At 60.1% G+C, this 23,538-nt stretch carries 24 protein-coding genes, 2 pseudogenes and 1 riboswitch; of the genes and pseudogenes, 14 read left to right on the plus strand and 12 right to left on the minus strand.

Annotation, left to right across the window (positions count from 1 at the left end; genetic code table 11):
- Window positions 1-9 precede the first annotated feature (9 nt).
- The 3 genes from repC (at window position 10) to KW403_RS18785 (ending at window position 2,347) form a co-directional block, all read left to right on the plus strand.
- Window positions 10-1,371, plus strand: coding sequence for a plasmid replication protein RepC (repC, locus tag KW403_RS18775; protein WP_223022765.1), 1,362 nt, complete (start codon window positions 10-12; stop codon window positions 1,369-1,371).
- 99 nt (window positions 1,372-1,470) lie between these two features.
- A complete protein-coding gene (locus KW403_RS18780; protein ID WP_223022766.1) occupies window positions 1,471-1,842 on the plus strand; it encodes an MbcA/ParS/Xre antitoxin family protein in 372 nt (123 codons plus the stop codon).
- Window positions 1,835-2,347 carry an RES family NAD+ phosphorylase gene (locus KW403_RS18785; protein ID WP_223022767.1) on the plus strand — a complete coding sequence of 171 codons (513 nt, stop codon included), beginning with the start codon at window positions 1,835-1,837 and terminating at the stop codon, window positions 2,345-2,347. The genes KW403_RS18780 and KW403_RS18785 overlap by 8 nt, the downstream gene beginning before the upstream one ends.
- On the opposite strand, the gene KW403_RS18790 is transcribed toward KW403_RS18785, so the two are convergent.
- Both KW403_RS18790 and KW403_RS18795 read right to left on the minus strand, forming a co-directional pair.
- A complete protein-coding gene (locus KW403_RS18790; protein ID WP_343224068.1) occupies window positions 2,348-2,626 on the minus strand; it encodes a WGR domain-containing protein in 279 nt (92 codons plus the stop codon).
- Window positions 2,627-2,669: 43 nt separating this feature from the next.
- Window positions 2,670-3,842, minus strand: coding sequence for a tyrosine-type recombinase/integrase (locus tag KW403_RS18795; protein ID WP_223022768.1), 1,173 nt, complete (start codon window positions 3,840-3,842; stop codon window positions 2,670-2,672).
- A gap of 122 nt (window positions 3,843-3,964) precedes the next feature.
- Here KW403_RS18795 and KW403_RS18800 point away from each other — a divergent pair, with 122 nt between their 5' ends.
- From KW403_RS18800 to KW403_RS18820, 5 genes are all read left to right on the plus strand, one after another.
- Window positions 3,965-4,906, plus strand: a complete 942-nt coding sequence (locus tag KW403_RS18800; RefSeq protein ID WP_223022769.1) for a DUF1403 family protein — start codon at window positions 3,965-3,967, stop codon at window positions 4,904-4,906.
- Between the two features lie 88 nt (window positions 4,907-4,994).
- A riboswitch (TPP riboswitch) is annotated at window positions 4,995-5,105 on the plus strand.
- Complete coding sequence (locus tag KW403_RS18805) at window positions 5,099-5,707, plus strand: Ykof family thiamine-binding protein (protein ID WP_223022770.1); 609 nt, start codon at window positions 5,099-5,101, stop codon at window positions 5,705-5,707. (Overlaps the previous riboswitch by 7 nt.)
- A 4-nt stretch (window positions 5,708-5,711) precedes the next feature.
- Window positions 5,712-6,500, plus strand: a complete 789-nt coding sequence (locus tag KW403_RS18810) for an ABC transporter permease (protein WP_223022771.1) — start codon at window positions 5,712-5,714, stop codon at window positions 6,498-6,500.
- Window positions 6,497-7,246 (plus strand): ABC transporter ATP-binding protein, encoded by a 750-nt coding sequence (locus KW403_RS18815; protein WP_223022772.1) that lies wholly within the window; start codon window positions 6,497-6,499, stop codon window positions 7,244-7,246. Before KW403_RS18810 ends, KW403_RS18815 begins: the two co-directional genes overlap by 4 nt.
- A gap of 2 nt (window positions 7,247-7,248) precedes the next feature.
- Window positions 7,249-8,238 (plus strand): ABC transporter substrate-binding protein, encoded by a 990-nt coding sequence (locus tag KW403_RS18820; protein ID WP_223022773.1) that lies wholly within the window; start codon window positions 7,249-7,251, stop codon window positions 8,236-8,238.
- Window positions 8,239-8,396: 158 nt separating this feature from the next.
- On the opposite strand, the gene KW403_RS18825 is transcribed toward KW403_RS18820, so the two are convergent.
- Complete coding sequence (locus KW403_RS18825) at window positions 8,397-9,551, minus strand: ABC transporter substrate-binding protein (RefSeq protein WP_223022774.1); 1,155 nt, start codon at window positions 9,549-9,551, stop codon at window positions 8,397-8,399.
- A gap of 191 nt (window positions 9,552-9,742) precedes the next feature.
- Between KW403_RS18825 and KW403_RS18830 the strand changes: the two genes are divergently transcribed.
- Window positions 9,743-10,630, plus strand: a complete 888-nt coding sequence (locus KW403_RS18830) for a MurR/RpiR family transcriptional regulator (RefSeq protein WP_223022775.1) — start codon at window positions 9,743-9,745, stop codon at window positions 10,628-10,630.
- An 8-nt stretch (window positions 10,631-10,638) separates the two neighbouring features.
- Window positions 10,639-11,955: a type I glutamate--ammonia ligase gene (locus tag KW403_RS18835; protein ID WP_223022776.1), complete on the plus strand. Its 1,317-nt coding sequence runs from the start codon at window positions 10,639-10,641 to the stop codon at window positions 11,953-11,955.
- 68 nt (window positions 11,956-12,023) lie between these two features.
- Here KW403_RS18835 and KW403_RS18840 read toward each other — a convergent pair whose 3' ends face one another.
- Genes KW403_RS18840 through KW403_RS18860 form a run of 5 tightly spaced genes read right to left on the minus strand, consistent with a single transcriptional unit; the run spans window position 12,024 to window position 16,109 of the window.
- Window positions 12,024-12,662, minus strand: coding sequence for a cysteine hydrolase family protein (locus KW403_RS18840; protein ID WP_223022777.1), 639 nt, complete (start codon window positions 12,660-12,662; stop codon window positions 12,024-12,026).
- Window positions 12,659-13,714 (minus strand): branched-chain amino acid ABC transporter permease, encoded by a 1,056-nt coding sequence (locus KW403_RS18845; RefSeq protein ID WP_223022778.1) that lies wholly within the window; start codon window positions 13,712-13,714, stop codon window positions 12,659-12,661. Before KW403_RS18845 ends, KW403_RS18840 begins: the two co-directional genes overlap by 4 nt.
- 1 nt (window position 13,715) lies before the next feature.
- Window positions 13,716-14,606 (minus strand): branched-chain amino acid ABC transporter permease, encoded by an 891-nt coding sequence (locus KW403_RS18850; protein WP_223022779.1) that lies wholly within the window; start codon window positions 14,604-14,606, stop codon window positions 13,716-13,718.
- Window positions 14,603-15,325: an ABC transporter ATP-binding protein gene (locus KW403_RS18855; RefSeq protein ID WP_223022780.1), complete on the minus strand. Its 723-nt coding sequence runs from the start codon at window positions 15,323-15,325 to the stop codon at window positions 14,603-14,605. Before KW403_RS18855 ends, KW403_RS18850 begins: the two co-directional genes overlap by 4 nt.
- Window positions 15,318-16,109: an ABC transporter ATP-binding protein gene (locus KW403_RS18860; protein ID WP_246637993.1), complete on the minus strand. Its 792-nt coding sequence runs from the start codon at window positions 16,107-16,109 to the stop codon at window positions 15,318-15,320. The genes KW403_RS18855 and KW403_RS18860 overlap by 8 nt, the downstream gene beginning before the upstream one ends.
- 131 nt (window positions 16,110-16,240) lie before the next feature.
- On the opposite strand from KW403_RS18860, the gene KW403_RS18865 reads away from it, so the two are divergent.
- Window positions 16,241-17,026 carry an N-formylglutamate amidohydrolase gene (locus KW403_RS18865; protein ID WP_246637994.1) on the plus strand — a complete coding sequence of 262 codons (786 nt, stop codon included), beginning with the start codon at window positions 16,241-16,243 and terminating at the stop codon, window positions 17,024-17,026.
- A 29-nt stretch (window positions 17,027-17,055) separates the two neighbouring features.
- Here KW403_RS18865 and KW403_RS18870 read toward each other — a convergent pair whose 3' ends face one another.
- Window positions 17,056-18,138 carry a class I SAM-dependent methyltransferase gene (locus tag KW403_RS18870; RefSeq protein ID WP_378597098.1) on the minus strand — a complete coding sequence of 361 codons (1,083 nt, stop codon included), beginning with the start codon at window positions 18,136-18,138 and terminating at the stop codon, window positions 17,056-17,058.
- Between the two features lie 220 nt (window positions 18,139-18,358).
- On the opposite strand from KW403_RS18870, the gene KW403_RS18875 reads away from it, so the two are divergent.
- Together KW403_RS18875 and KW403_RS19400 are read left to right on the plus strand one after the other, a co-directional pair.
- Window positions 18,359-20,338: a putative bifunctional diguanylate cyclase/phosphodiesterase gene (locus KW403_RS18875; protein WP_223022783.1), complete on the plus strand. Its 1,980-nt coding sequence runs from the start codon at window positions 18,359-18,361 to the stop codon at window positions 20,336-20,338.
- Window positions 20,339-20,454: 116 nt separating this feature from the next.
- On the plus strand, window positions 20,455-21,933 hold the full coding sequence (locus tag KW403_RS19400; RefSeq protein ID WP_246637995.1) for a serine hydrolase domain-containing protein: 1,479 nt from the start codon (window positions 20,455-20,457) through the stop codon (window positions 21,931-21,933).
- A gap of 106 nt (window positions 21,934-22,039) precedes the next feature.
- Here KW403_RS19400 and KW403_RS19405 read toward each other — a convergent pair.
- From KW403_RS19405 to KW403_RS18885, 3 genes and pseudogenes are all read right to left on the minus strand, one after another.
- Window positions 22,040-22,129 (minus strand): annotated as a pseudogene (locus KW403_RS19405) (hypothetical protein); the annotation flags it as partial.
- Window positions 22,126-22,308, minus strand: a complete 183-nt coding sequence (locus KW403_RS19410) for a hypothetical protein (protein ID WP_246637996.1) — start codon at window positions 22,306-22,308, stop codon at window positions 22,126-22,128. The pseudogene KW403_RS19405 and the gene KW403_RS19410, both read right to left, overlap by 4 nt.
- 40 nt (window positions 22,309-22,348) lie before the next feature.
- A pseudogene (locus KW403_RS18885) lies at window positions 22,349-22,572 on the minus strand (autoinducer 2 ABC transporter substrate-binding protein); the annotation flags it as partial.
- Between the two features lie 220 nt (window positions 22,573-22,792).
- On the opposite strand from KW403_RS18885, the gene KW403_RS18890 reads away from it, so the two are divergent.
- Window positions 22,793-23,509 (plus strand): DeoR/GlpR family DNA-binding transcription regulator, encoded by a 717-nt coding sequence (locus KW403_RS18890; protein ID WP_223022784.1) that lies wholly within the window; start codon window positions 22,793-22,795, stop codon window positions 23,507-23,509.
- Window positions 23,510-23,538 lie beyond the last annotated feature (29 nt).

Here is a 23,538-nt window from a genome sequence, read left to right on the forward strand (position 1 = left end):
GGTAAGACAATGACGGATAGATTTGCAATCTCGCCATTCGGCGGGAAGGGGTTGGCGCGTGCCCAATTTCTGGTCAATGAACAGGTGCGGCGAGCGCGCAAGGCGCTGGATACCGGCGCTGAACATGCCCAGGCATCAGGACAGAATGCTGTAGACAAGTGGCAATTGCTGCGCGCCGTGACCGAAGCGCGGCTGGTGCTCGGGCTTTCGGACAGAACGATTGTGGTGCTGGAGGCGCTCGCAAGCTTCAGCATCGAACGCCAGCTCGATCCAGCCGGCGATCTGGTGGTGTTTCCCTCGAATACTGAGCTTTCCCTCCGAGCCCGCGGCATGGCGCCGGCGACGCTGCGGCGGCATTTGGCGGCGCTCGTAAAGGCCGGGCTCATCCTGCGGCGCGACAGTGCCAATGGTAAGCGCTATGCGCGGCGCAGCGAAGAGGGTCAGATCGAGGAGGCCTTCGGTTTCGATCTTGCGCCACTCGTCATGCGGGCTTCCGAGATCGAGACCCATGCGGCCGAGGCACGACGTCTGGCGCGTGCCATCAGGGCGCTCAGAAGCGAAATCACGATCCATCTGCGCGACATTGCTGCGATCGTCGAGGCTGCCGCTGAAGAGGGCAGGGGGCGTTGCTTCGGACCTTATGCCGAGCGCCTGGCCGCTCTTTCCGGCCGGCTTGGCCGCAACACCGACTGGGAAACGCTCAAGGCCCGCCGCGACGCCCTCCTGGCGCTGCGCACTGACGTTGAAAAAGCCTATCTGGAAGGCCTCAGCGAAGCGGAACTGCAGACCCGCGATGCAGAGCTTATGGTTAATGAAAATACAAATATGAGCGCCAATGACAGTCAAAATGAGCGCCATATTCATAATTCAAACACAGACTCCCAAATTGAAACATACCAAGAAAAGGTTGAAGCGGGGCCGATGCCGCCCAACCTTGAAACCAAATCGGCGGTTGGAAGCGATCACGATGGTGTATCCGGCCAAAGAGGAGGGCGCGGAAAGCGGGAAGCCGAAGGAAGCGGCCAGAAGCCATCGGTCGGGTTTGAAACGGTGACCTCTGCCTGCCCCCAGATGCGCGATTATGCGCCGGGCGGTCTCTCGGATTGGCGGGACCTGATGAAGGCGGCAGAAACCGTGCGCTCCATGCTCGGGGTTTCACCCGATGCCTGGGCGGAGGCGCGCGCCCAAATGGGCGACATCAATGCGGCAATCACGATTGCGGCGATGCTGGAACGCGCGGAGGTCATTCGCTCGCCCGGCGGCTATCTCAGACGGCTGACGGAGCGGGCGAATTCGGGCGCGTTTTCGGTAAAACCGATGCTGAATGCGCTGATTTCAGCGCGTCAAAAGGCGGTTTTGGCCGAAAAATAGGCGTTCTGGAGAATTCTGGGAGCCATTTTTTGCGCACAAATTTATTGCAATGTGCTCAATTGGCGTTCAATATTGTGTCGAGTTATGGAGGCACATGTGATGGCAGCGACGGATTTTGATTTCGCGGCGGAGCATTTTGCCGACGAAAAAGCCCCCTTTCTTTCCGCCCGCCGGGTTTCGGAATTGCTTGGCGTGACCATGGTCGAGCTATCCCGACTAATTGGTGTGGCGCGCAACACGCTGACGGCGAAATCCGGCCAGCGCAAGGTGGATCAGGCCTTGAGCCCCGTCGTGCGGATTCTCGCCATGGCCACGGAGATGGCGGGCAACGAGCACCGAGCGGTGATCTGGTTCAAACACCAGCCGATCCCGGGCTGGGCGGGCAAGACCGCCTATGATCTGGTCGGCGAGGGCAAGGCCGACAAGGTTCTCACCTATCTCGAAGCGGTGCGCGCCGGCGTTTATGCCTGAGAATCTACGGACCGAAACCCTTTGGCGCGCCTATGTTCCGCGCTGGGCCCACGCACCCCTTTCAGGCAAGGGGGCAGCACGGTTTGGTGGGCGCTGGAACCCGGTTGGAGCTGAGGCGATCTATGCTGCGCGCGAGCTTTCAACAGCCTGGGCCGAGTATAATCAGGGCTTTGTGCAGCATCCTGCGCTTATTGCGCAGCTGACACTCTCTGAAGCACGGCTGGCGGATTTGACCAACGCCGCGGTGATGGCGGTTCACGGCGTTTCGACTGAGATTCATCAATGCGAGTGGCGGGCCGAAATGGATGACGGCCGTGTGCCAGAAACACATCGTGTGCGCGAAACCCTTATGGAAAAAGGCTTTCACGGGGTCATTTACCCGTCCTACATGTCACCCGGCGGAAGCTGTGTGGCGCTGTGGCAATGGAACGGGGAGGGGAGGCCGGTTCTTTCCGTCACCGACCCCGAGCACCGGCTGCCAAAGGATGCTGCATCCTGGCTTTAGTCAGCGATATCCGCGGCGCTCCTTGATTTTCTTCAGCCGCAGGAGCGCGGCTTCTGCCGACTTGGTGTTGTCGAAAAGATTGATCTTGAACTGCCCGCGCGTGCCGATCCGTCCCCATTGCCGGACAAGCGCGGCATCACCGAACAGTGTCGGCTCGACGGAAAGCGTGTAATAGCGCGCCATGTTGCGGGCGGGATCGACGCGTCTCAGGGAGCATTGATGCGGGTGGATAGCCATGCCGTGACGGTTGCCTGGAAGGGGCGTGTGCGTCCAACGCATTTCGTGAATCGATTGCCGGCAACCGATTCACGTTGCTGATCGATCAGAGACCGCTCGCCTTGGTAAGGTTGACACGAAACCGGTCGCGCCGTCGCTGATAGCGGCGGGTCATTTCCGCACTCGTGTGGCCGAGCTGCTTCTGGACGAAACGCTCATCCACTTCCGCTGAAGAGGCGAGGCCAGCCCGCAGGGAGTGGCCGGAGAACAGCTTCTCCCGCTCCTTTTCGGGAAGGTCGGGGCGCAGGCCCGCATCGAATGCGGCGCGTTTTACCAGGCGGGCAATATGCCTGTCATTAAGCCGGCTTCCCTCAACCGTGCTCTGGCCGCGAATCCCGCGGAAGAGCGGGCCGTGGGCGATGCGCCCGTGCCGCATCCACGTCTTCAGCGCCTCCACGGGGCAGGAGCGGTCGGCCGAGCCGCGCCCGATCTCAACTTCGCGCCAGCCCGTCTTGCCGCGCAGGGTGATCAGGGCGCCCTTGTCGAAGATCTCCACCCAGCCACTGCCATCCTCGGTCTGGTCGGGGCCGGGATCGAGCCCGACAATCTCGGAACGGCGCAGACCGCCGGCGAAGCCAACAAGCAGGATGGCCCTGTCCCTCAAGCCGCGCAGATCGTTGGAAAGTGTCTCGATCATGGCCAGGATGTCTTCGGCAAGAAGAGCTTCTTTCTGTACGGGCGGGCGGCCATGCCTGCGGCGAATGCCGGCAAAGACCTCGGCGATGTGTGGATCCTTGCGGTCGAGCCTGTCTCCGCGCTGGGAATAACTCTGGGACAGGCCGGAGAGCCTTCGTTCCAGAGTAGATACTGTCGGACGCGGATTGTCGGAAGCACAGGCAGAGAGATAGAGGCCGACCACACGTGGGTCAGCGGGAAGGGGAGAATAGCCGGAGCGGCGGCACCAGGATGAGAAGTGGCGCCAATCGGCCGCATAAGCGCGCTGCGTGGCTTCGGATCGGGCCGCACGGGCATAATTGCGTGCGGTTTCCACGAGGGGATCGATTGAGGATGGCGATAGAGGGGAGTGACTCTCTTCATCCATCGCAAGCACAAGGTCGAGAATGTCAGGCAGGTCTGAACTGTCTGCGGCGGGTTCGGGGGATTTTAACCCAATACCGGTATCCTCTGAAGGGAGAGATTCCGAGTCCAAAGGCTCCTCAGATGCTGCAGGCTTCTCCAAGCGGTGTCTTTGCGGAGTTTGCTCGTTATCAGAGGTCATTTCGGCTTGTTTTTTTGATGTCCGATAATGCAATCTTATCGGACATTATATTAAAATGACAAGCTGTGCGGTTTTATGCGAGATGTCTGGCATAAACCGCACACAGCGCCTATGTTCCGAACATGGATCCGTCTTCGTCTGCACCGCCCTCGAACCTTTTCCTGCCCCAGTGGACAATGCCACGCACGGCCAATCCACATTTGAGTGATGCTGCGTTTGCGGCAGGCATCGCGCTCAAGACGCTGGATGATCTGGTGCGCAGCGAACCGGCGTGGTCGGGCTGCTGGCGCGCGCGTCAGGCCTTGAAATGTGCGGCGGCGGCATCGAGGCTTATGGGGCGCGGTGAGAGTGAAGTGGGGCTGCGCGATGCCGTGCTTCTGACGTCGGTCGGAGATGACCCGGGGCCTGCCGGCAAGATTTTCCTTGCCCATCGGCGATTGGCATCGCGTCGTTTTGCGGTGTCGTCGTCTTCAATTGCGGAAGTTGCGGGCCTGCTCGGACTGGGCAATGACGCAGGGATCGAGGTTGTGGCCGATCACGCGGAATCGGTACTTCAGTCGGGGCGGGCAGCACCCTTTGCGGCAGCGGAGCTCGTACAGCGGATAATGAGGGAGCGCGCGGACGCCGAGCCGCTGGCTTGGGCGCTCGCTGACGGGCTGATCGCAGCAATGCTGGGCTGGCCTCGTCCTGTTCCGTTGCTTATGGCAGAACGCTACGGACGAGCTTTCCGAGCGGGTGGAGACAGGGGGAGGATCGACCCGTCTGATGCCGAATTCTCAGGCGCGGTGTGCCTGGCGCTCGTTCGCGGTACAGAAGGCGCGCTCCGATCAGCGGGTGACATCTCGCGCCGCGCCGATACACTTGTTTCGGTTCTTCCGAAACTGCGCACCAAGGGAGCGGGGACGGTCGTGCAGCATCTGCTCGATGAAGATGCCCTGCCAGCCTCGGCGCCCGGATGCAATCTTTCCCGCTGGGCGTCGAAGCGGCTCTTCGAGCGGCTTGAGCATTTTGGGGCGGTGCGCGAACTCTCTGGCCGTTCATCATTCCGGATTTTCGGCCTGTAACCGCCTGTGGATAGCCGGGTAATTTTCTGCTGCAACATCGTTTCCTGAATATTCAGCTTGCTTTCCGAGACGGGATTTGGTTCGTACCCGACATCCACAGGGGTGCCGCGTGGCCGCGGCTGAGATGAAGGTGCAAACCTTCGGGCCCTAGAAGCTGATCTGGGTAATGCCAGCGGAGCAAGGAGGACGATCATGTTCGCAGGTGCGCAGCTTTCCCTTTATCCGATGACCGACGATTTCGTTGATGTCATCATGTCGTCGCTCTCTGCGTTCGACCCCTGGCGCGATCGTTTGCGGATCGAAACCGACGACATCTCGACTTTGGTTGTCGGCCCGCCTGAAGTGCTCTTTCCGGCCCTGCGCGATTTCTATGTCGCTGCCGCATCCACGCGGCATCACGTCGTCATGCGCACCACGCTTTCGCGCGGCTGTCCCGGAGAGCCGGATGATCCGATCTGCGCGACTTCGGCTCTGGCCAACCCTTCCGAACCGCTTGCCGACCGACAGAAGGCCGCACTTGCGGCGGTGGCTGATGCCAAAACCATGTCGGAGATCGCACGCGCGCAGTTCTCACTCTATGTCATGGGTGCCGGCGACCACATGGCGGAGATCATGGGCTGCATCGACTTCCTGAAGGCGAGCGGCGTCTTCGACCGCTCGAAGAATTTCTGTTCGCGCCTCAAGGGAGATGCGGGTCCGGTTTTTGCAACCCTGGAACAGGCGTTCTGCAGCTTCGGCCCGCCCGAAGGCCATGTTACGATTGACCTGACAGTTTCCGCCAACAGCCCTTCCACGGCCTGACCCCATGCCGAATAGTCTACCCCGCTCGGCGGGTGGACGGTTGATAGGCGGTCTGCCCGCGCTCGGAAGTGTTGCCGCTTCCATCGTCCTTTGGGAAGTCTACGTCCGGCTGTCGGGCATATCGCCGCTTGTCCTGCCGGCGCCCTCACGTGTCGTGGAACAGATGGGGACGAACCGGGCGCTGCTGTGGGACAACACGCTTCCGACCCTGAGTGCCACGCTGACGGGTTTCGCGTTCTCCGTCAGTATCGCGTTTGTGCTGTCGGTTGCGCTCGATTTTCTGCCGAAAGCGCGGCGCGCGCTGTTCCCGATTTTCGTGGTGAGCCAGACCTTGCCGCTGGTGGCGATCGCACCGCTGGCGGTGTTGTGGTTTGGCTTCGGGCTCACGCCGAAAATCCTGCTCGTTGCGCTTGTCACCTTCTTTCCGATGCTGGTCGCACTGGTGGACGGTTATGAATCAACCGATCCCGAGATCGAAACGCTGATGCGTTCCATGGGGGCATCGCGCTGGAAGGTGTTTCGCGCAGCGCGGTTTCCCTCCGCGATGCCCTATTTCTTTGCAGGCCTCAGAATCTCCATCACCTATGCGGTGGTGGCGGCGATATTTTCCGAATATGTCGGCGCGCGTGCCGGACTTGGGATCGTCATTCTCAATGCCAAGAACAGTTTTCGTCCCGATCTCATGCTGGCAGCCGTGGTCGTGAGTTCGACGCTGACGCTGCTTCTCTTCGGCGTGTCCGCCTTGCTGCAGCGGGTGTTGCTGCGCTGGCGGGAAGCGGGGCAGGGACAATGAGCGCTCTGGAACTGTGCAATGTGGGTGTCAGGATTGGTGAGACAGAGGTTCTAGACGATGTGTCTCTGTCGGTGGGGCAGGGGGAGTTCGTTTCCATTCTCGGCCCCTCGGGTGCCGGCAAATCGACGCTGTTTCGCCTGCTCACCGGCGCGCTTGAACCCGATCGTGGGGCAATCATGCTGGATGGGTCAGCGCTGAAACGCGACGGCAGGACCTTCGCCTTCATGCCGCAGCGCGATGCGCTGATGCCGTGGCGGCGCATCATCGACAATGTGATCCTCGGGCTTGAGGTGCAGGGCGTGTCGCGCACCGAAGCGCGCGCACGAGCACTGCCGCTCTTTGCCGAATTCGGACTGGCGGGTTTCGAGGAGCGGTATCCGGCAGAACTTTCGGGCGGGATGCGCCAGAGGGCTGCATTGCTGCGAACGGTCATACAGGCGCGGCCCATTCAGCTTCTGGACGAACCCTTCGGCGCGCTCGATGCGCTGACGCGCGCGCAGATGCAGCGCTGGCTGGAAGACCGTTGGCGTGCTGCCCGCTGGACCACGCTGCTTGTCACGCACGATGTGCGGGAGGCGGTGGCGCTTTCCGACCGCATCTATGTGCTGTCGCGTCGTCCTGCCCGCGTGATTTCGGAAGTGGTTATCCGCGCCCCGCGCCCGCGCCTCGGTTCGGCTCTGCCGGCCGAAGCGCGCGCGCAGGAAGAAGAGCTTTTGCACACCTTGCTCAATCAGACAGGAGAATGACGATGAAACGCCTGATAGCCGCCGCCCTGATGCTGGGCGCGCTGGCACTGCCTGCAATGGCGCAGGAACGCTTGAGTGTTGCGCTGGACTGGACGCCCAATACCAACCATGTGGGGCTGTATGTTGCGCAGGCGAAGGGCTGGTTCAACGAAGCCGGCCTCGATGTGGAGATTCTCCCTTACACGGATACCTCGTCTGGCACGCTGGTGGCGACGGGTGTCGCTGAACTCGGCATTCTGAGCTCCGTCGGGTTCTACAGCCAGCGCGCTACGGGTGCCGACCTAACGGTGGTCATGGCGGTCATGCAGCATGAGACGGGTCGCCTGGTCTTCAATGGGGAGCGTGAGAACATTCAGCGTCCTGCCGACCTCGATGGCATGACCTATGCGGGTTTTGGTAGCGCATGGGAGCAGGCGCTCATCTCAACGATCATCCAGAACGATGGTGGCAAGGGTGAGTTCGAGACCGTCACGCTCGGCACGTCTGCCTATGAGGCGCTTGCCAATGGGACGGTGGATTTCACGCTTGAGGTGAGCACATGGGAGGGGGTGAACTCGGTGCTTCTCAACCGGCCGCAGCGCGCATTTCGGTATGCCGATTATGGCGTGCCCGATCAGCACACCACCTATCTGGGGGCAAATGGCACCTGGCTAAAGGACAATGCCCAGATCGCTGAAGCTTTTGTGCAGGCCGCACAGCGCGGCTACGCATTTGCCGCTGAAAACCCGGAGGAAGCAGCGGAGATGCTGATCGCCGAAACTGGCGGCATGCTCTCCAATCCCGAACTGGTGCGGGCCTCGATGAAGGCCATCGTGGATGGCGGCTATCTTCAGGACGAAGGCGAGCCGGTGGGGCTGATCGACGCCGACATGTTTGGCAACATCACGAAATTCATGTTCGAAGCCGGTGTAATGCGCGATCCAGATGGTAAGCGCCTTAAGGAAATGCCGGATGTCTCGACCTGGTTCAGCAATGCATTCTTGAAGCGTTAGCTCGGCTGCGTTTGGGAGAGCAGGGCGGGTAAGGCCAGTTTGCCTGCCCGATGTTGTTTGTTCAGAAGCGCTCCGAGAGGGGGCGGCAGGGGGCTGCCGCATAAAGCACCACGAAAAAGCGGGGCCGAAGCCCCGCTCTCCCGCTGCCCCTAGCTGGATCAGTTGGTCTCGGGTTCCCAGATTTCCTCGACCGAGTATTTGCCATTTTGCACGCTGATGAGCGATACCGGCTTCGGCGGCACCATGGTCTCGCGCGTGTAGCTGATCTCGCCTGTCACACCCTTGAAGCCGCGCGTCTCGGCAAGAGCGTCGCGGATCTTAGCCGGCTCTGCAGACTCGGCCCGGCGGATCGCGTCCGCGACCAGCATCAGTGCGTCATAGCCTAGCGGAGCAAATGCGTTTTCGGGGTCAATCCCGTATTCGGCCTTGTAGTCGGCGATGAACTTCTTCACCTCTTCGCGGTCATCGGCACGATAGGTGTGGGTGGAGAAATAGACATCATTGGCAAGCTCCGGTCCAGGTACGGTGGACACCAGTTCGGTATCGAAACCATCACCGGACACGATCGGCATGGTGATGCCCTGCTCGCGGATCTGCTTGACAGAGAGGCCGGCCTCAGACGGGATCGCCGAAACGAAAACCGCATCGGGTGCGGGATCGATGGAGGCAAGACGCGCGATCTGCGCGGAGAAATCCGTGTCGCCCATCATGAAGCTGTCTGTGCCGATGATCTCACCGCCGCGCTCTTCAAAGCGCTCGACGAAGAACTTGCTGAGCGCCTTGGTGAAGTCCATGGAATTGTCGGTCCAGACCGCGACCTTGCGGGCGCCGAGCTTGTCATAGGCATAGTCGGCAATGGCGTATGACTGATCATCGTCGCCGAACGGCGCCATGAACATGTAATCGCCAACCCACTGGGGAAGCTCGGGATGTGTTGCGCCAGACGTGACGAACGGGATGCCTGCTTCCTGGAACAGCGGTGCACCGGCCATGACGAAAGTGGTGTCGGACTCGCCGATGCCGGCCACCACGCCCTCTGAAATGAGGCGCTGTGCAGCCTTCGCCGTTTCCTGCTGATCCGTCTTTCCGTCCGGCGCGATCAACTCGATCTGCTGACCCAGAAGACCGCCATCGGCATTGATCTGCTTGACGGCGAGTTGCGCGCCCTTGAGCGATGGACCGTCGAGTGACGACATACCGCCGGTCACGTTGTAAAGCGCGCCGATCTTGATGGTTTCCTGCGCGTTGGCGGCGCTCATGCCAGCGGCCATGGCGGTGGCAAAGGCCACCGATGCGGCAATCAAGTGTTTCATGGCAATCTCCCTGCTTCTTGTTGAATTTCACCCTCTGACGCAAGGTACCCCGGGAAGGCTCATGCGTTGGTCAACAGCATGACTCTGCAATTGGAGAACGTCAATCGAATGATACATTTTTTCTTCCAAATGGCAATTTTGTCTGATTTGATACATTCGAGAAATGCGCAAAGGGAAGCGGAGCGGCGGCTATGAACGTGTTGGAGGATCTGCGGCGGGCCCTGCCCGAACTCAGCAGCCGCGAAGCGCGCGCCGCCCGGCACCTAATCGCCAATTATCCGATGGCCGGCCTGACCACGGTTGCCGAATTTGCCGAACAGAGCGGTGTCAGCACGGCAACGGTCCTGCGTCTGGTCAAGCGTCTTGGCTTTCCCGTCTATGCGGAATTTCAGGAAGCGTTGCGAAGCCATATAGAAGAGAGCCTGCAATCGCCGCTTCTCCGTTTCGGGGAGCGGAAGGTGCGCGACGAGGCCACCGACAAATCGTATCTAGCGCGCACCAGTGATCGGATGGCCGAGTATTTCAGCAGCCTGCCCGACCTCATTCCGGAAAAGGAATTCGATAGGGCGGCAGCTCTGCTGGCAGACCCCAAGCGCGACATCCATTTGCTTGGCGGACGTTATTCCTCCCATGTGGCGCGTTATATGGGCGATTTGCTTTCGGCAATACGTGGACGCGTTCACCCGGTCAGCGGTCAGACGCAGACCTGGCCGCAGTTCCTGCTCGACATGGGCAGGGGCAGCGTTCTGGTGGTGCTGGATGTGCGCCGATACCAAGACGATGTGGTGCAGTTCACCCATGCTGCGTCCAAGCGCGGCGCCATAGTCATTCTCCTGACCGATATCTGGCAATCGCCGGCCGCCCGTTCGGCTGACCTCGTTTTGACCTTTCCGGTGGAATCGCCGTCGATCTTCGACGTCCTGACCGTCGGAATGGGGGTTGCCGAAGCGCTCGTGGGCGCCGCGGCAAGCAAGGCGGACACAGCCGGTCGCACACGCTTCGAGACACTCGAGGATCTGCGGAGCAGGCTTGCGGAAGGCACGTTCGGTGAGGAACGGGGCAAATCAAAACGGAAATGAGGGGTTCGATGAAACGCGAAGAAATCATCATGTTGTGCACCGCGGATCTGGCCGGACAGGTCCGGGGCAAGGGGTTCCCGGCTTCGGATCTGGACACGCGGCTGCGCAAGGGGATCGGCTGGACGCCCACCAACTGCATGATCACCGCGCATGGCCCGATCGCGCCGACGCCCTGGGGACCTTATGGCGATACGGTGCTTACCCCCGACCCGGCCACGCGTGTACGTGTCGATTTCGGCCCGGATGCAGCTGCCAGCCACTTCATGATGGGCGACATCATGAACCTGGATGGCACGGCTTGGAGTGTGTGTCCGAGGGGATTTCTCAAGCGGATGCTGCGTGAATTGGAGGAGCGGCACGGGCTGCGGATCAAGGCGGCTTTCGAGCACGAATTCATGCTGGAAGGCATGGAGGAGCGCCCGAATGCGAGCTACGCGCTCGATTCCTTCCGCCGCCAGGGGCAGTTTGCCGAGACTTATCTGGGTGCACTCAAGGAAGCGGGTCTGGAGATCGACACGTTCATGCCTGAATATGGGCCCATGCAATACGAAGTAACGGTCGGGCCGGCCGATGATGAACGCTCGGCCGATCACGCTATCGCCGTGCGCGAGATTGCGCGGGCCGTCGCCCAGCATTTCGGTCACCGGGCCAGCTTCACCCCGATCCTGCGACCGGATGCCGTGGGCAATGGCGTTCACATTCATTTCGGCCTCCTCGACGCCGAGAGCGGCGCGCCGGTCAACCACGATGCTTCAGCCCCGAATGCGGTCTCTGCAAAAGCGGCCAGCTTCCTGTCGGGTATCCTCTCGCTGATGCCCGCTATCACGGCGGTAACCGCTGCTTCGACCATTTCCTATCTGCGCCTGACGCCGGATCGCTGGAGTGCGGCTTATAACAATCTGGGCGAGCGCGACCGCGAGGCCGGCCTGCGCATATGCCCCGTGTTTCCCGGCGCGGGCGTCGACATCGCAAAGCAGTTCCATTTCGAATTCCGTGCGGCGGATGCGGCGGCCAGCCCCTACATGGTGCTGGGCGCGCTGGTGGCCGCCGGCCTTCACGGCCTGGATGCAGGCTTGCCCGAGCCTCAGGTCTGTCGCAAGCCGCCCCAGCATATGACGGAAAGCGACCGGCAGGCGCTGGGCGTTGTCAGATTGCCGCAATCTCTGCAGGCCGCGCTCGACCTCTTCGAAGGCGAGGCGGCGTTACGTCCGCTTTTCGGGGAGGAGCTGGTTTCGGCTTATCTCGCACACAAGCGGTTCGAGGCAGAGCTGATGAAAGAACTTTCGCCCGAAGACCAATGCGCGAAGTATCGGCAGGCCTATTGAGGCTCGGGCGTGCGGGGGGAGGTGTAGAGCATCTCCCCTTTAGCACGGGCGTGTAATGCCGGCCGAATTCAGGCGAAATCGCGTTTCATCGCGGCAATCAGGCTGTCCGTGGTCTCCATGCGGCAATAGCCCTTGAACGCGTTGAGCGCCGCGTCATGCCGCGCCTGCGTGTCGGTCGCGCAACCATCGGAAACGCAGATCATGTGAAAACCGCGATCGGCACCGTCGCGGATTGTATGGTCCACACACTGATCGGTCAGGAACCCCGTCACGGTGATCGTGTCGAGCCCTATATTGCGGATCAGATACTCGAAGTTTGTCGAGTTGAAGAGGCTCGAGGAGGTTTTGGGTATGACCATCTCGTCGCCTTGCGGGGCAACCTCATCGATCACCTTTGCATCCAACGATCCCTTGGGAATGAAGAAGTTCGACAGCTTGTAGTCGAGACTGCGGTCGCGTCCGTCTTCGGTGAAGTTCTCCATCACCGTGTAGATCACTTCAACGCCATGGGTGCGGGACGCATCTATGAGCCTTGCAATGTTGGGAATGACCTGACTCCGGGCAGCGTCGTAGAACTCGGGGCGCGGCTGGCGGTTTGCCTCGTCCATCACCCAGTTCTGGACATCGATGACCAGAAGTCCGACGCGCTCCGGGCGCAGCGGCTGCGCCCGCGTCTCGTAAACATCCCTTTGGCGCGGTGCGCTCATTGCGTTTTCCTTCCGCTGAAGAGGCGCCGCACGAAAGCGGGTTCGCCGCTACCGAACAACCCGCCCGGCTTGAGATAGAGAACAACGATCAAGCAGAGCGCGACGATGACCTGGCTCATGCCATAGAGGCCGATGCTTTCTTCCACCGGGCGCAGCGCCTCGGAGAGAACCGTGATGGCCGTTGCCGCAACCACTGCCCCGGTGATGCTGCCCGATCCGCCGATCACGACCATCACCACGATGTTGAAAGCAAGCAGGACGGAATAGGTTTTCGGTGTGACCACACTGATGAGATGGGCCAGCAAAGCGCCTGCCATGGCCGCCATGACGGCACCGATCACAAAGGCAAGGATCTTCAATCGCGCGGCATTGATGCCGCTGCAGGAGGCAGCGAGCTCATTCTCCCGCACCGCCATCATCGCACGTCCGAGCGAGGAATATTTGATCCGCCAAGTGATCGCGACAACGATGACAAGGAAGCCCAGCGCCCACCAGATGTTCACATGACGCGGCAGGCCACTGAGGCCCGCGCCGCCACGCGTGATGCCATCCCAATTGGTGGCGAGACCCTGCACAACGATGATGAGCCCCAGCGTTGCAACCGCGAGATAGTGCCCCTTGAGACGCAACACGGCCCAGCCGATGGCCAGCGCCACCAGTCCACCGACCAGGCCCGCGATCAGCAGGGCAGGGAACATGGAAAGTTCCGTCGAAGCCAGCCAGTCGGGCAGTCCCGGCAGCATCGATCCCTTGCGCCGCGCAGAGAAGGTCAGAATCGCGGCCACATAGGCTCCAATCGTCATAAACGCGGGATGCCCGAGCGAGAACAGTCCGGTGAGACCATTGGTCAGTGTCAGGGAGACGGCGAGCGCCGCATTGATGAACAGAAGCGCGAGCAGTGTGACGAGATAACTGTTCAGCCCCTGCTGCGCGGCCCAGACAGCCGCAGCGGCTGCAATGACGGTCACAATGGCAGCAACGAAGCCGCTGCGGGGCGTTGCCGGAGCCGATGCGGTTTCCGTCACGGATGTGGTCTGCGGGCTGGTCTGCATGTCAGGCGCGCTCCTCGGTCTGGCGAACGAACAGGCCGGAGGGGCGAACCAGCAGGATCACGATCAAAAGCAGGAAGACGAATGTATCCCGATAGCCGGAGAATTCCTGCGGCAGAAGGCCGACGAACAGAACTTCCGAAAGACCGAGAATATACCCGCCCATCATTGCTCCGCCGATCGATCCGACACCGCCAATCACGCAGGCGACAAAAGCCTTGAGGCCCGGCACGAAGCCGAGAAGCGGATCGATCTGCCCGAATTTGCCACCCCAGAAAAGGCCCGAAACAGCGGCAAGCGCGCTGCCAATGGCGAAGGCTGCGAGGATGGTTCGGTTCACCGCAACGCCCATCAGACGGGCTGCCGTCAGGTTCTCGGCGGTTGCGCGCATCGCTCTCCCGAGCCGCGTTCGATAGACCACGAGGAACAGGCCGCCGATGAGAAAAAGCGTCAGAACGATGATGGCGATGTCCGTCAGCGATGCGTTCACACCGCCGAAACCCACCCGCTGACGCATGAAGGCGGGGAAGAGGAAATTCCTCGGCTGCCCAGAGAGGATCATCAGCGCGCTGTTTTGAATGGCAATGGAGACTGCGAGGGTCGCGATAAAGCCCGTCACCTGGCTCGAGCCGCGTATTGGGCGGAAGACGATGGTTTCAATGGTCATGCCGGCGATGGCGCCGATTGCGAGAACGAAAACGAGAATCAGCGGCCAGGGCACACCGGCGGTTACGAGTGCCAGAGTAGAGAAAGCACCGATCATCACGAGATCGCCATGGGCGAAATTGATCAGCCGAACGATGCCGTAGATCATCGAAAAGCCGATGGCGACAAGGGCGTAGAGACTGCCAAGCGCCAGCCCGTTGATAATCTGCTGAAACAGATACTGGCTCATGCCGCTACCCCCAGATAGGACTGGCGTACACGGTCATTGCTGGCGAGTTCTTTACCGGTTCCCGACAAGACGATGTTTCCGTTTTCCATGACATAGGCGCTGTCGGCAATCTCAAGCGCCATGGCTGCATTCTGTTCGATCAGGAGGATGGTGACGCCGGTGGATTTCAACCGTTGGATAACGTCAAAAATCGTCTCGACGACCAGGGGCGCAAGTCCGAGGGATGGCTCGTCGAGCAACAGCATCTTTGGCTTGGCAAGGAGCGCTCTCCCAATGGCCACCATCATCTGCTCCCCGCCTGAAAGTGAGCCAGCAGCGACATTGGCCCGCTCTGCCAGAATGGGGAAGAGCGTGTGTACCTCCTCCATCGTGCGGCGCACCTCTGCGCGGTCTCGCTGCGCGTAGGCACCCATGTCGAGGTTTTCGGCGACGCTGAGCGACTGGAAAATCTGCCGTCCTTCCGGGCAGTGGATCAGACCAGCGCGCACGATCTTCTCCGATGACAGCCGGGTAAGATCCAACGTCTCACCTTCGGTGTGCAGCAAAGCGCTGCCCGAACGCGGGCGCAGAAGGCCCGAGAGCGTGAGAAGCGTGGTCGATTTGCCTGCGCCATTGGCGCCGATCAAAGCCGCGAGCTGGCCTTGTCGTACATCGAAAGATACACCTTTCAGCACATGGGTCGCGCCGCGATAGACATTGAGATCGCGCACCTCAAGCATGGGTCTTCTCCTTGCGTCCGGTGCCGAGATAGGCCTCGATGACCGCCGGATCCTTCTGAACCTCCTGCGGGGAGCCTTCTGCTATGAGTTTGCCGCGGTTCAGAACCTGAATGCGGTCACACAGCCCCATGACCAGATGCATATCGTGTTCCACCACCAGGATGGCTATGCCGAATTCCGCATTGACCTGACGAATGAAGGAGACGAGATTACTCGTTTCGGAAGGGTTCAGCCCTGCTGCAGGCTCGTCAAGAAGCAGTGCTGCGGGTTCTCCGGCGAGGGCGCGCCCAATCTCGACTCGCCGCTGGTCGCCATAGGAAAGGTCGCCCGCTCGCTGCTGCGCAAAGGCGCTCAGGCCAATCCGATCAACGATGTCGCGGCTCATCTGACGCAGCGTCTCTTCCGAGCGCCAGAAGGACGGTAGTTGAAACATGGTTGCCAGCGTGCTCGCCGAGTGGCGCATGTGACCACCGCACATGACATTCTCGAGCACGCTCAGATCCTCGAACAGGCGAATGTTTTGAAATGTTCGGGCAAGGCCGGCGTGGGCCATCCGGTGAGGCGGCTGCCCTGTCATATCCTTTCCCGAGACAGAAATGCTCCCGGCTGAAGGTTTGAGCACACCGGTCAGAAGATTAAACGCCGTTGTCTTGCCCGCTCCGTTCGGTCCAATAAGCCCGACAAGATCTCCCCTGCCGAGCCGCAAATCATATCCATCGACGGCCAAGAGCCCGCCAAACCGTTTCGCAAGGCCCAAGGCCTCGATAACCGGCGTGTCACTCACGGCAAATCTGCTCCCTTGTTGTTGGCCCAACGATATGGCGGCTGCGGGACCAGCGTCAACAAAAAGATACATCTTGCAATGAAACAAATGGATTTGTACGATTTCATACAAATCTCTTGGGAGGCATCTGCGTGTCTGATCTGAATGAAACCGCGCTCCACGGGGTCCTGAAGGCGCATGAGCCGCACCCGCTTGAAACGTTCAATGAAAGCGCGGCCTCAGACTACTTCATCATCTGTGAGCATGCGGGGCGGAGGATCCCCGAAAATCTGGGCACGATGGGGCTTTCCGAAAAGGACCTCACACGTCACATCGCCTGGGACATCGGTGCGCTTTCGGTTGCCAGGACGCTTTCGGACATCCTGAATGCACCGCTCTACACGCAACGCTATTCGCGTCTCGTGTGCGACTGCAACCGTCAACCGGATGCGGAAACCTTCACGCCTGAAACCAGCGAGGGAACGGTGGTCCCGGCAAACAGGACTCTCTCACCTGATGAGCGCAGAATGCGGGCAGACGAGATTTTCTGGCCTTTCCACAACGCCGTTTCACAGGCGCTCGACAAGCGCGAACAGGAAGGGCGCAAGACAAGGCTTGTGACGATCCACTCGTTCACCCCTGTTTTTCTGGGTAAGAGCCGTCCGTGGGAAATCGGCATTCTGTTCAATCGCGACAAGTCGCTGTCACCGGCGATGCTCGAATGGTTTCGCCGGAACACGGATCTGTGCGTGGGGAGCAACCAGCCCTATGCCGTGAGTGACGCCACGGACTATGCCGTGCCAGTCCATGGTGAAAGGCGCGGCATACCCTGCGTTGAAATCGAGATCCGCAATGATCTCATCGGGTCTGAGGAAGACGCAGCCGAATGGGCGGATCTCATTGCCAGGGGTCTGGTGGCGTCCGAGCCGCTGCTCTGACGCCTCAAACCGCAAAATGAGACAGCCGTTCAGTCAGCGTGTTTGCGGATGACGCCGTAGACGATGTTGCGATTGCCGCCATAAAAGACTTCGGTGTCAGCATGATTCTTGTCGATCGCACGATCGATTATGTCCTGCATGTCCTTGTCCGCGCGCAGGATCAATGGCCAGTCCATGAACGTTTCCATGTACCCATCAGTCGTGATCTCGTCGCTGAAATTGGCGAACAGGAATTCGCCGCCCGGTTTGACCAGCTCCATGGCGCGCTGCGTGAGGCGGATGGCGACAGCCCGCGGAAGATAATCGTAGAGCCCCGAGGCATAGACAAGATCAAACGTGCCGAGTTTGTAGGCGCGGCGAAGAATGCCTTTCACCGAACCGTCGATGGCTTCGACTCCGGTTCCGGCCAGGTCCCGGTTGACCGTGCCGACACTGATCGGATCCTGATCGAGACCGATCCAGCGCTTCAGTTTTTTCCCGGCCAGGGCGTTGGACAGTTCCGCTTCGCGAAGATGGCCGCAGGCTATGGCCAGAACTTCTGCGTTCTCGACGCGCTCCGCAGTGGCATCCACTGTGCGCGCCAGTATATCGCGCCTCTCACGGCCGGCCACCGAGCTCGCCGCTTCGCTTGTATACGCGTAGATTTCGCGGCCGAGTTCCGTTGAGGAAGCCACGATCTCGTCGGCGCTGGAATGCTTGTAGTAGATGTCGAGCAGGCTGGCATCGCCGGAATAGCCGCGCGGCTTTTCAAAGGACCAGCGCGTAAAGGGATCCTGTTTCAGAAATTCTGAAACAGGGTGTTCCTGCGCCAGGGGAATGAGCTGCTGCCATACGGCGGGCGATGCCTGATTACGCAGTTCGTGCAGGCGGCCTGCAAGCCGATCGACGACCTGCCCCGCTGGCGTGCCCGCTTCGAAACCCTGCCGTGCAAGATCGAGAATCAGCGCCAATTGAGCAATCTTCTCTTTCAGCTCTGTGGAATCGGCAACATCAGACGTTGTCGCGTGTTTCTTGATGAGCTGAGATGTAATCAAACTCTGCTCGTCAAGCTTCAAATGAGAGGCTTGTGCCACTTGTCCGTCCCCTTGGCTGGTCTCGGTCACTATACCCATACCGAGCCCGTTACGAAAGAATTTAATCAATTTAGACTAAAACTTATGCGGGTCAGGATTGCCAGGATTCGCCGGCAGCTAAGACTGCTTCCCGTGGTCTCGTTAACGCATTGTTGACATAAAATGTCGTTTCCAACCGGTGGCAGAGGCCCAAGATGTCGAGTTAAGACATCCTAATTGTTTGCCGTGTAATAAGGATACGTTGCAAAGGAAGGTCACGATGCAACTATCTGCGGATATTGCACGAAAGCTAATGGAAGCGCTTTCGAGCCCTCGTTCGGGACTGGTAGATCCCAAGTTGATGCGATTGCTGTTCCAGCACGACGCTGCCCAGCAGCGTCTGGTGGTTCGTTGGGGCATGTGGGCTGCTGTGCTCAGCTACATGGCTTACGGCGTTTTCGACTGGATTTTGTTTCCCGACATTGCAGGGCAACTTGTGTTTGCCCGGTGTGCTATCGGTATTTCATTCCTGGCGGTGGTTGAATTCGGGATTCGTCGCGGCGCTTCACTTGCTGCCATGCATCTTGTCGCCGCCGCTGCCATCGTCACCGGAGCGGTGGGGTGGTTGCTTCTTGCGCTTGTCACGGCGCATCAGCAGGCACTTTCGCATTTTATCGTCTTCGGCATCGTGTTTGTGCTTGGTGCCAACCTATTCTTTAATTTCCGCTTCATATTGTCGGCTATCTCGTCGACGATCATCGCTTCTGTCTTCGTGGCGGCGACGTTGCTCGTGCTCGAGATCGAGTTCACGTCCCGCCTCGTGATCGCGGCGCTCTTCATCAACTGCCTCGTCTTTTCCCTTTATCTTTCATGGCGATTGGGTGTGGAGCGATACTGGACGTTTCTCGAGGCTCTTCAGGCCAAGTCGCAGGCTCATGCCGCGACCAAGAAGGGTGATGAACTGCACAGGATTGCCAACACGGATCCTCTGACTGGACTTCGCAACCGCCGAGCGATCACAAATGCCTTTTCCGAACTTTACGAAACGTGTGCGGGACAGGAAGACGAGATTGGTGTGGTACTTATCGATGTGGACCACTTCAAGAAGTTCAACGACCGACTCGGGCATCAGGCCGGCGACGATTGCCTTATCCGCGTGGCGCAGACGCTGGAGGAGACGGCAGAGGCCAATGGTTCCATAGTTGGGCGTTATGGCGGGGAGGAATTCCTCGTGCTGAGCCGGATATCCGGGCCTGACGAATTACGAAGTCTGGCGGAGGAATTCTGCCGTGTGGTCGAAAACCTCGAGATCTATCATCCGGACAGGGGGGACGGTGTCGATATCGTGACGATCAGTGCGGGCGCGTCTCAAGCATCGGCCAATGGTGGCGGTGAGTTGCAGGACGTGTTGCAGGAAGCCGACCGCGCTCTCTACATTTCGAAATTCACTGGCCGTTCCCGCGTGACTATTTACGATCCGCAGATCATCGATGCGGACCATTCGGGCGAAAGCCTGGCCGGCCTGTTGGCGCATGCCATCGAAAGACAGTGCATATCAGTCGTCTACCAGCCGATCATTCAACTCGGCACCGAGGAGATCATCGGCTACGAGACCTTGATGCGGCTTAAGGGCAACAACGGGCGCTTGGTGAAGCCCGACATCTTCATACCGGTTGCAGAGCAGAACGGAGCGATTGTCGAACTGGGCGCATGGGTTTTCGAGCAAGCCTGCGCCGACGTGGCGCGCTATAAGCTTGATGGTGTTATTGCCGTGAATATCTCCGCGGTCCAGCTCAAGGCTCCCGGCTTTGCGCTCCGCGTCGCAGAGATGCTCGCGCGTCACGGGCTGGCACCCGCTCAGTTTGCGCTCGAACTCTCCGAGAGAGGCGACATACTGGGGCAATCACAGGCTGCGCAGACGGTTGAGCAGCTACGAAAACTCGGCGTGCAAATCTGGCTTGATGACTTCGGGACCGGTTATGCCGGTATCGATTGTCTGCGCCGTTTTGAACTGGATATCGTCAAGATCGATCGCAGCTTTCTGCCCGACGGGCGGCACCCACGCGATGTGCGGATGCTCACCGGGATGATTCAGCTTCTGCGAAGCCTTGGCCGCACCGTTCTCGTTGAAGGTGTGGAAACTGTGGAACAGAAGAGACTGCTCGAGGAGCTTGGTGTCGATCTCGCACAGGGCTATTTGATTGGCCGGCCGCAGCCTGTGAGCGAGTTCATTGGGGATCAGAAGTCCGAAGTCGCCTGAGAGGCGGCGGTCATCGTTTACCGGCAAACCACAACCTTCGTTGACATAGAATCCCGAACACGGCATCGCCCGGCAACAACCTTGTGTCGGATTGTATCGGTGGATGGGAGCCGGGAATGGTGAAACGCGACTGGTCGGCTGCCGAAGCGGCCGCACATGAATGGCTCGACGCGTGGTCGGGCAACGTGCCGGGGGGCGTGGTTCTCGGCATGCAGAACGGCGCCCCGAAACTGATCGCAGCCGCCGGGCATTGCGGTGCAGGGCTCGGGCCGATCGATGCGGACACGGTGTTTCGCTGGGCTTCCATCACGAAACATGTATTTGCCACCTGTCTTCTGGAATCGAAGACCTTCGCTCTCGAGATGCCCTTGGTCGAGGCACTTCCCGAGCTGGCCACCGCGCCTGCGGCGGTGACGGTCGGCCAGGCGCTCGCCATGCAGGGTGGCTTGCCGGATCCGCGCGAGTGCCTGACCCTGCTCGGTGTGGGAAACCATGAACGCACCGAGGCGGATGCGCTGTATCAGTGGATGGCCGGTTGCGATTGGCTCAATGCGGTGCCGGGCACAGAGGTCGCATACTCGAATGGCGGCTATCGATTGCTGGAAGTGGCAATGGCGCGTCGGGGTTTTGTTTTCTCCGAAATGGTCGCTGCACATGCAGAGCGGCTCGGCATCGGCATGCGGACCTCGGAACACTGGACCGATCCGGTGCCGGGTCTGGTGCCCGGGCATGTACCCGAGGCCGATGGCTGGTCTGAGGGGTTCCAGGGCATGCATCTTTCAGCTGCCGGCTCGCTTTCCGGATCGGCGATGGACCTTGCACGCTGGCTTGGTGATCTGATGCCCCGCGCGATTTTCAACCGTATTGCCCGGCCCATGCCGCTGGGCTCGGGAGAGGCAACGGGCTACGGTCTTGGAATAAGCTTGGCACGAATTGGCGGTATGGCGGTGCCGGGCCATGGCGGCGCGCAGGCCGGGTATCGTGCGGGTTTTCTTTGTGACCCCGAGGATGGAACTGTGCTCGTCGCGCTCACAAACCGGGATGATGCCGATGCCACCGGGCTGATTGCCCATGTCTGGGCGGCGCTTTGCGGGGTCGCGCCGGGCACCTTGCCGAAGCCCGCAGGGGAATGGGCACCTCCGGGTTTGTATGTGGCTGCGGGGGGGGCGCTATGGGCCGAGGTTCGGCCAGGGTCGATCATCGTCCGCGACGCGGAAGAAAAGCTGTTTGAGGGTGACGACGGCTGGTTTGTTTCCAGGGCGGCACAATCGGACATGCGGTTGCGCTTTGCCGAGGGGGCTCTGACCGGGACGCTGTTTCACCGCCCGGTACGTCTTCTTCCCGCCCGGGACGATCAGGCGGTGCCTGATCTCGACGGAAACTGGATCAGCGATGGTGCATTCTTGCAGATCCGGGGACGGGTTCTCAATTGGGGAGGGGGTCCGCGCAAATGCGCGGCGCCCATGACTCCGCTCGGGAATGGCCGATGGCTGTTTGAAGCCAATGGCCGGCGCATTTGCCTTGACCGCCTTTCGGACGACCGGCTGAGGCTCTCCCTTGCAAGGGCGCGGGGTGTGGAATACCAGCGCCTTTAGCTGGCAAACACCTTGCAGGACGCTTGAACTCGGCTGCTGAAGCGTAGGATTTCTGCGTGCCGCGCCAGCCTGCAGAATAGGCCGCGTAGCGGGCCGCGCGATTGAGCGCCTGTTCCGTGTCTCCCGTTGCTGCGAGGAAATGTGCGAAGGAGTCGATGAAGGCATCGCCCGCACCGGTCGTGTTTACCTGGGTCACACGAACCGGCTCGATGGAAGCAAATCGATCTGGGGTGACGAGACGTGCGCCCCGCGCCCAGGCGTGACGATGATCGTGCAGATGCCTTTTTCGATGAGGCTGCGGGCAGCGGCAAGGATTTCATCTTCGGTACCAGTCGGCATGCCTGAGAGGAGGAAGAATTCGCTCTCATTTGGCACGAGGAATCCGAGGCTTTCGAGATCTGCGACGTTGAGTTCCTTCGCGGCCGGTATCGGCGTTGAACTGCTCGACACCGTCGCGCATGCGGTCGAACCAGGCAATGCTGTCGACCTTCACGACGGTCGCGATCGTGTATTTCTCGTCGTCTTTCGTGGCGATCAGCTCATTGTTGAGCTTGGATGTATCCACGATCTGTTCTGCGAGCGCTGATGTGCCCAAAAAGGGGACAGGGCGATAGATGCTGCGGTGAGCAGAGCATTCATTGACGTGTCCCCCCTGCTCGATCCCGAGAACGCGCGGACACGTGCGGCCAGGACTCATATTGAACGAATCAGCTCATTACCTTGTCATAATATTGATCCATTCACTTCAATATGATCATATTCAATCATAACCCGCAGCCCTTGTAAGCGAATGACCAAACTTGCACACAAGTGGCCTGGCGATGGAGTATCGCTCGAACCAAATGGCCAGGAGAATCATGTGGCGAGACCTTCCGGACGAGCGGCGCGTATCGAGGCTTTAAAGAAGCTCTGTGCCTCCGGCACGATTTTGCACATCGCCGAAGCCGCGCAGGAGCTCAACACTTCCGAGATAACGATCCGGCGAGATCTGGGGGATGGCGAAAACGGCATTCTGTGTCTGGGCGGCTACATCATGTCGGCCAACGAAAATGGAGAGCGCTATTCCTTGTCGCATGCTCAGGGCACGAACACGCAGGCCAAAACGCAGGTGGCGCGTCGGGCAGCGGCTTTGGTCGAACCGGAAGACACGATCTTCGTGGATTGTGGATCGACGCTGCAATATCTTGCCGCGAGCCTTCCGCAGAATGCGAATGTCACGGTCGTGACGCAGGCGATGAACATCGCGGAGATGGTCTCCCGGCTGGATGGCGTGACCCTGATCCTGCTGGCCGGAATCTATCATCCCGAGAGCGGAAGCTTCAGCTCTGACACCGCGCTTGGCATGCTGCGGGAAATCAACATCACCAAAGGCTTTTTCTCCGCCGCCGGAATCCATGAAAGCGAAGGCGTGACCTGCTTTCACTTTCATGAGGTTTCCGTCAAACGCGCGGCGATGGCGCGGTCGCAGCGGAGATTTCTGGTTTCCGATGCCTCCAAATGGGGAAAGCTGCGCCCGGCAACTTTTGCCCAGCTCAATGAGTTTGAGACATGGATCGGGCAACCCGAAACCGAATGAGGCGCGCCGCTTCATCACGGCGCCAAAAA

Origin of the sequence: Nitratireductor kimnyeongensis (genome assembly GCF_019891395.1) — a bacterium.
GTDB classification, from domain to species: domain Bacteria; phylum Pseudomonadota; class Alphaproteobacteria; order Rhizobiales; family Rhizobiaceae; genus Nitratireductor; species Nitratireductor kimnyeongensis.

Excerpts from the sequence above, each read along its gene's own strand:
- repC (WP_223022765.1), top strand. The coding sequence starts at position 10 with ATGACGGATAGATTTGCAATCTCGCCATTCGGCGGGAAGGGGTTGGCG.
- KW403_RS18780 (WP_223022766.1), top strand. The coding sequence starts at position 1,471 with ATGGCAGCGACGGATTTTGATTTCGCGGCGGAGCATTTTGCCGACGAA.
- KW403_RS18785 (WP_223022767.1), top strand. The coding sequence starts at position 1,835 with ATGCCTGAGAATCTACGGACCGAAACCCTTTGGCGCGCCTATGTTCCG.
- KW403_RS18790 (WP_343224068.1), bottom strand. The coding sequence starts at position 2,626 with ATGCGTTGGACGCACACGCCCCTTCCAGGCAACCGTCACGGCATGGCT.
- KW403_RS18795 (WP_223022768.1), bottom strand. The coding sequence starts at position 3,842 with ATGACCTCTGATAACGAGCAAACTCCGCAAAGACACCGCTTGGAGAAG.
- KW403_RS18800 (WP_223022769.1), top strand. The coding sequence starts at position 3,965 with ATGGATCCGTCTTCGTCTGCACCGCCCTCGAACCTTTTCCTGCCCCAG.
- KW403_RS18805 (WP_223022770.1), top strand. The coding sequence starts at position 5,099 with ATGTTCGCAGGTGCGCAGCTTTCCCTTTATCCGATGACCGACGATTTC.
- KW403_RS18810 (WP_223022771.1), top strand. The coding sequence starts at position 5,712 with ATGCCGAATAGTCTACCCCGCTCGGCGGGTGGACGGTTGATAGGCGGT.
- KW403_RS18815 (WP_223022772.1), top strand. The coding sequence starts at position 6,497 with ATGAGCGCTCTGGAACTGTGCAATGTGGGTGTCAGGATTGGTGAGACA.
- KW403_RS18820 (WP_223022773.1), top strand. The coding sequence starts at position 7,249 with ATGAAACGCCTGATAGCCGCCGCCCTGATGCTGGGCGCGCTGGCACTG.
- KW403_RS18825 (WP_223022774.1), bottom strand. The coding sequence starts at position 9,551 with ATGAAACACTTGATTGCCGCATCGGTGGCCTTTGCCACCGCCATGGCC.
- KW403_RS18830 (WP_223022775.1), top strand. The coding sequence starts at position 9,743 with ATGAACGTGTTGGAGGATCTGCGGCGGGCCCTGCCCGAACTCAGCAGC.
- KW403_RS18835 (WP_223022776.1), top strand. The coding sequence starts at position 10,639 with ATGAAACGCGAAGAAATCATCATGTTGTGCACCGCGGATCTGGCCGGA.
- KW403_RS18840 (WP_223022777.1), bottom strand. The coding sequence starts at position 12,662 with ATGAGCGCACCGCGCCAAAGGGATGTTTACGAGACGCGGGCGCAGCCG.
- KW403_RS18845 (WP_223022778.1), bottom strand. The coding sequence starts at position 13,714 with ATGCAGACCAGCCCGCAGACCACATCCGTGACGGAAACCGCATCGGCT.
- KW403_RS18850 (WP_223022779.1), bottom strand. The coding sequence starts at position 14,606 with ATGAGCCAGTATCTGTTTCAGCAGATTATCAACGGGCTGGCGCTTGGC.
- KW403_RS18855 (WP_223022780.1), bottom strand. The coding sequence starts at position 15,325 with ATGCTTGAGGTGCGCGATCTCAATGTCTATCGCGGCGCGACCCATGTG.
- KW403_RS18870 (WP_378597098.1), bottom strand. The coding sequence starts at position 18,138 with ATGGGTATAGTGACCGAGACCAGCCAAGGGGACGGACAAGTGGCACAA.
- KW403_RS18875 (WP_223022783.1), top strand. The coding sequence starts at position 18,359 with ATGCAACTATCTGCGGATATTGCACGAAAGCTAATGGAAGCGCTTTCG.
- KW403_RS19400 (WP_246637995.1), top strand. The coding sequence starts at position 20,455 with ATGGTGAAACGCGACTGGTCGGCTGCCGAAGCGGCCGCACATGAATGG.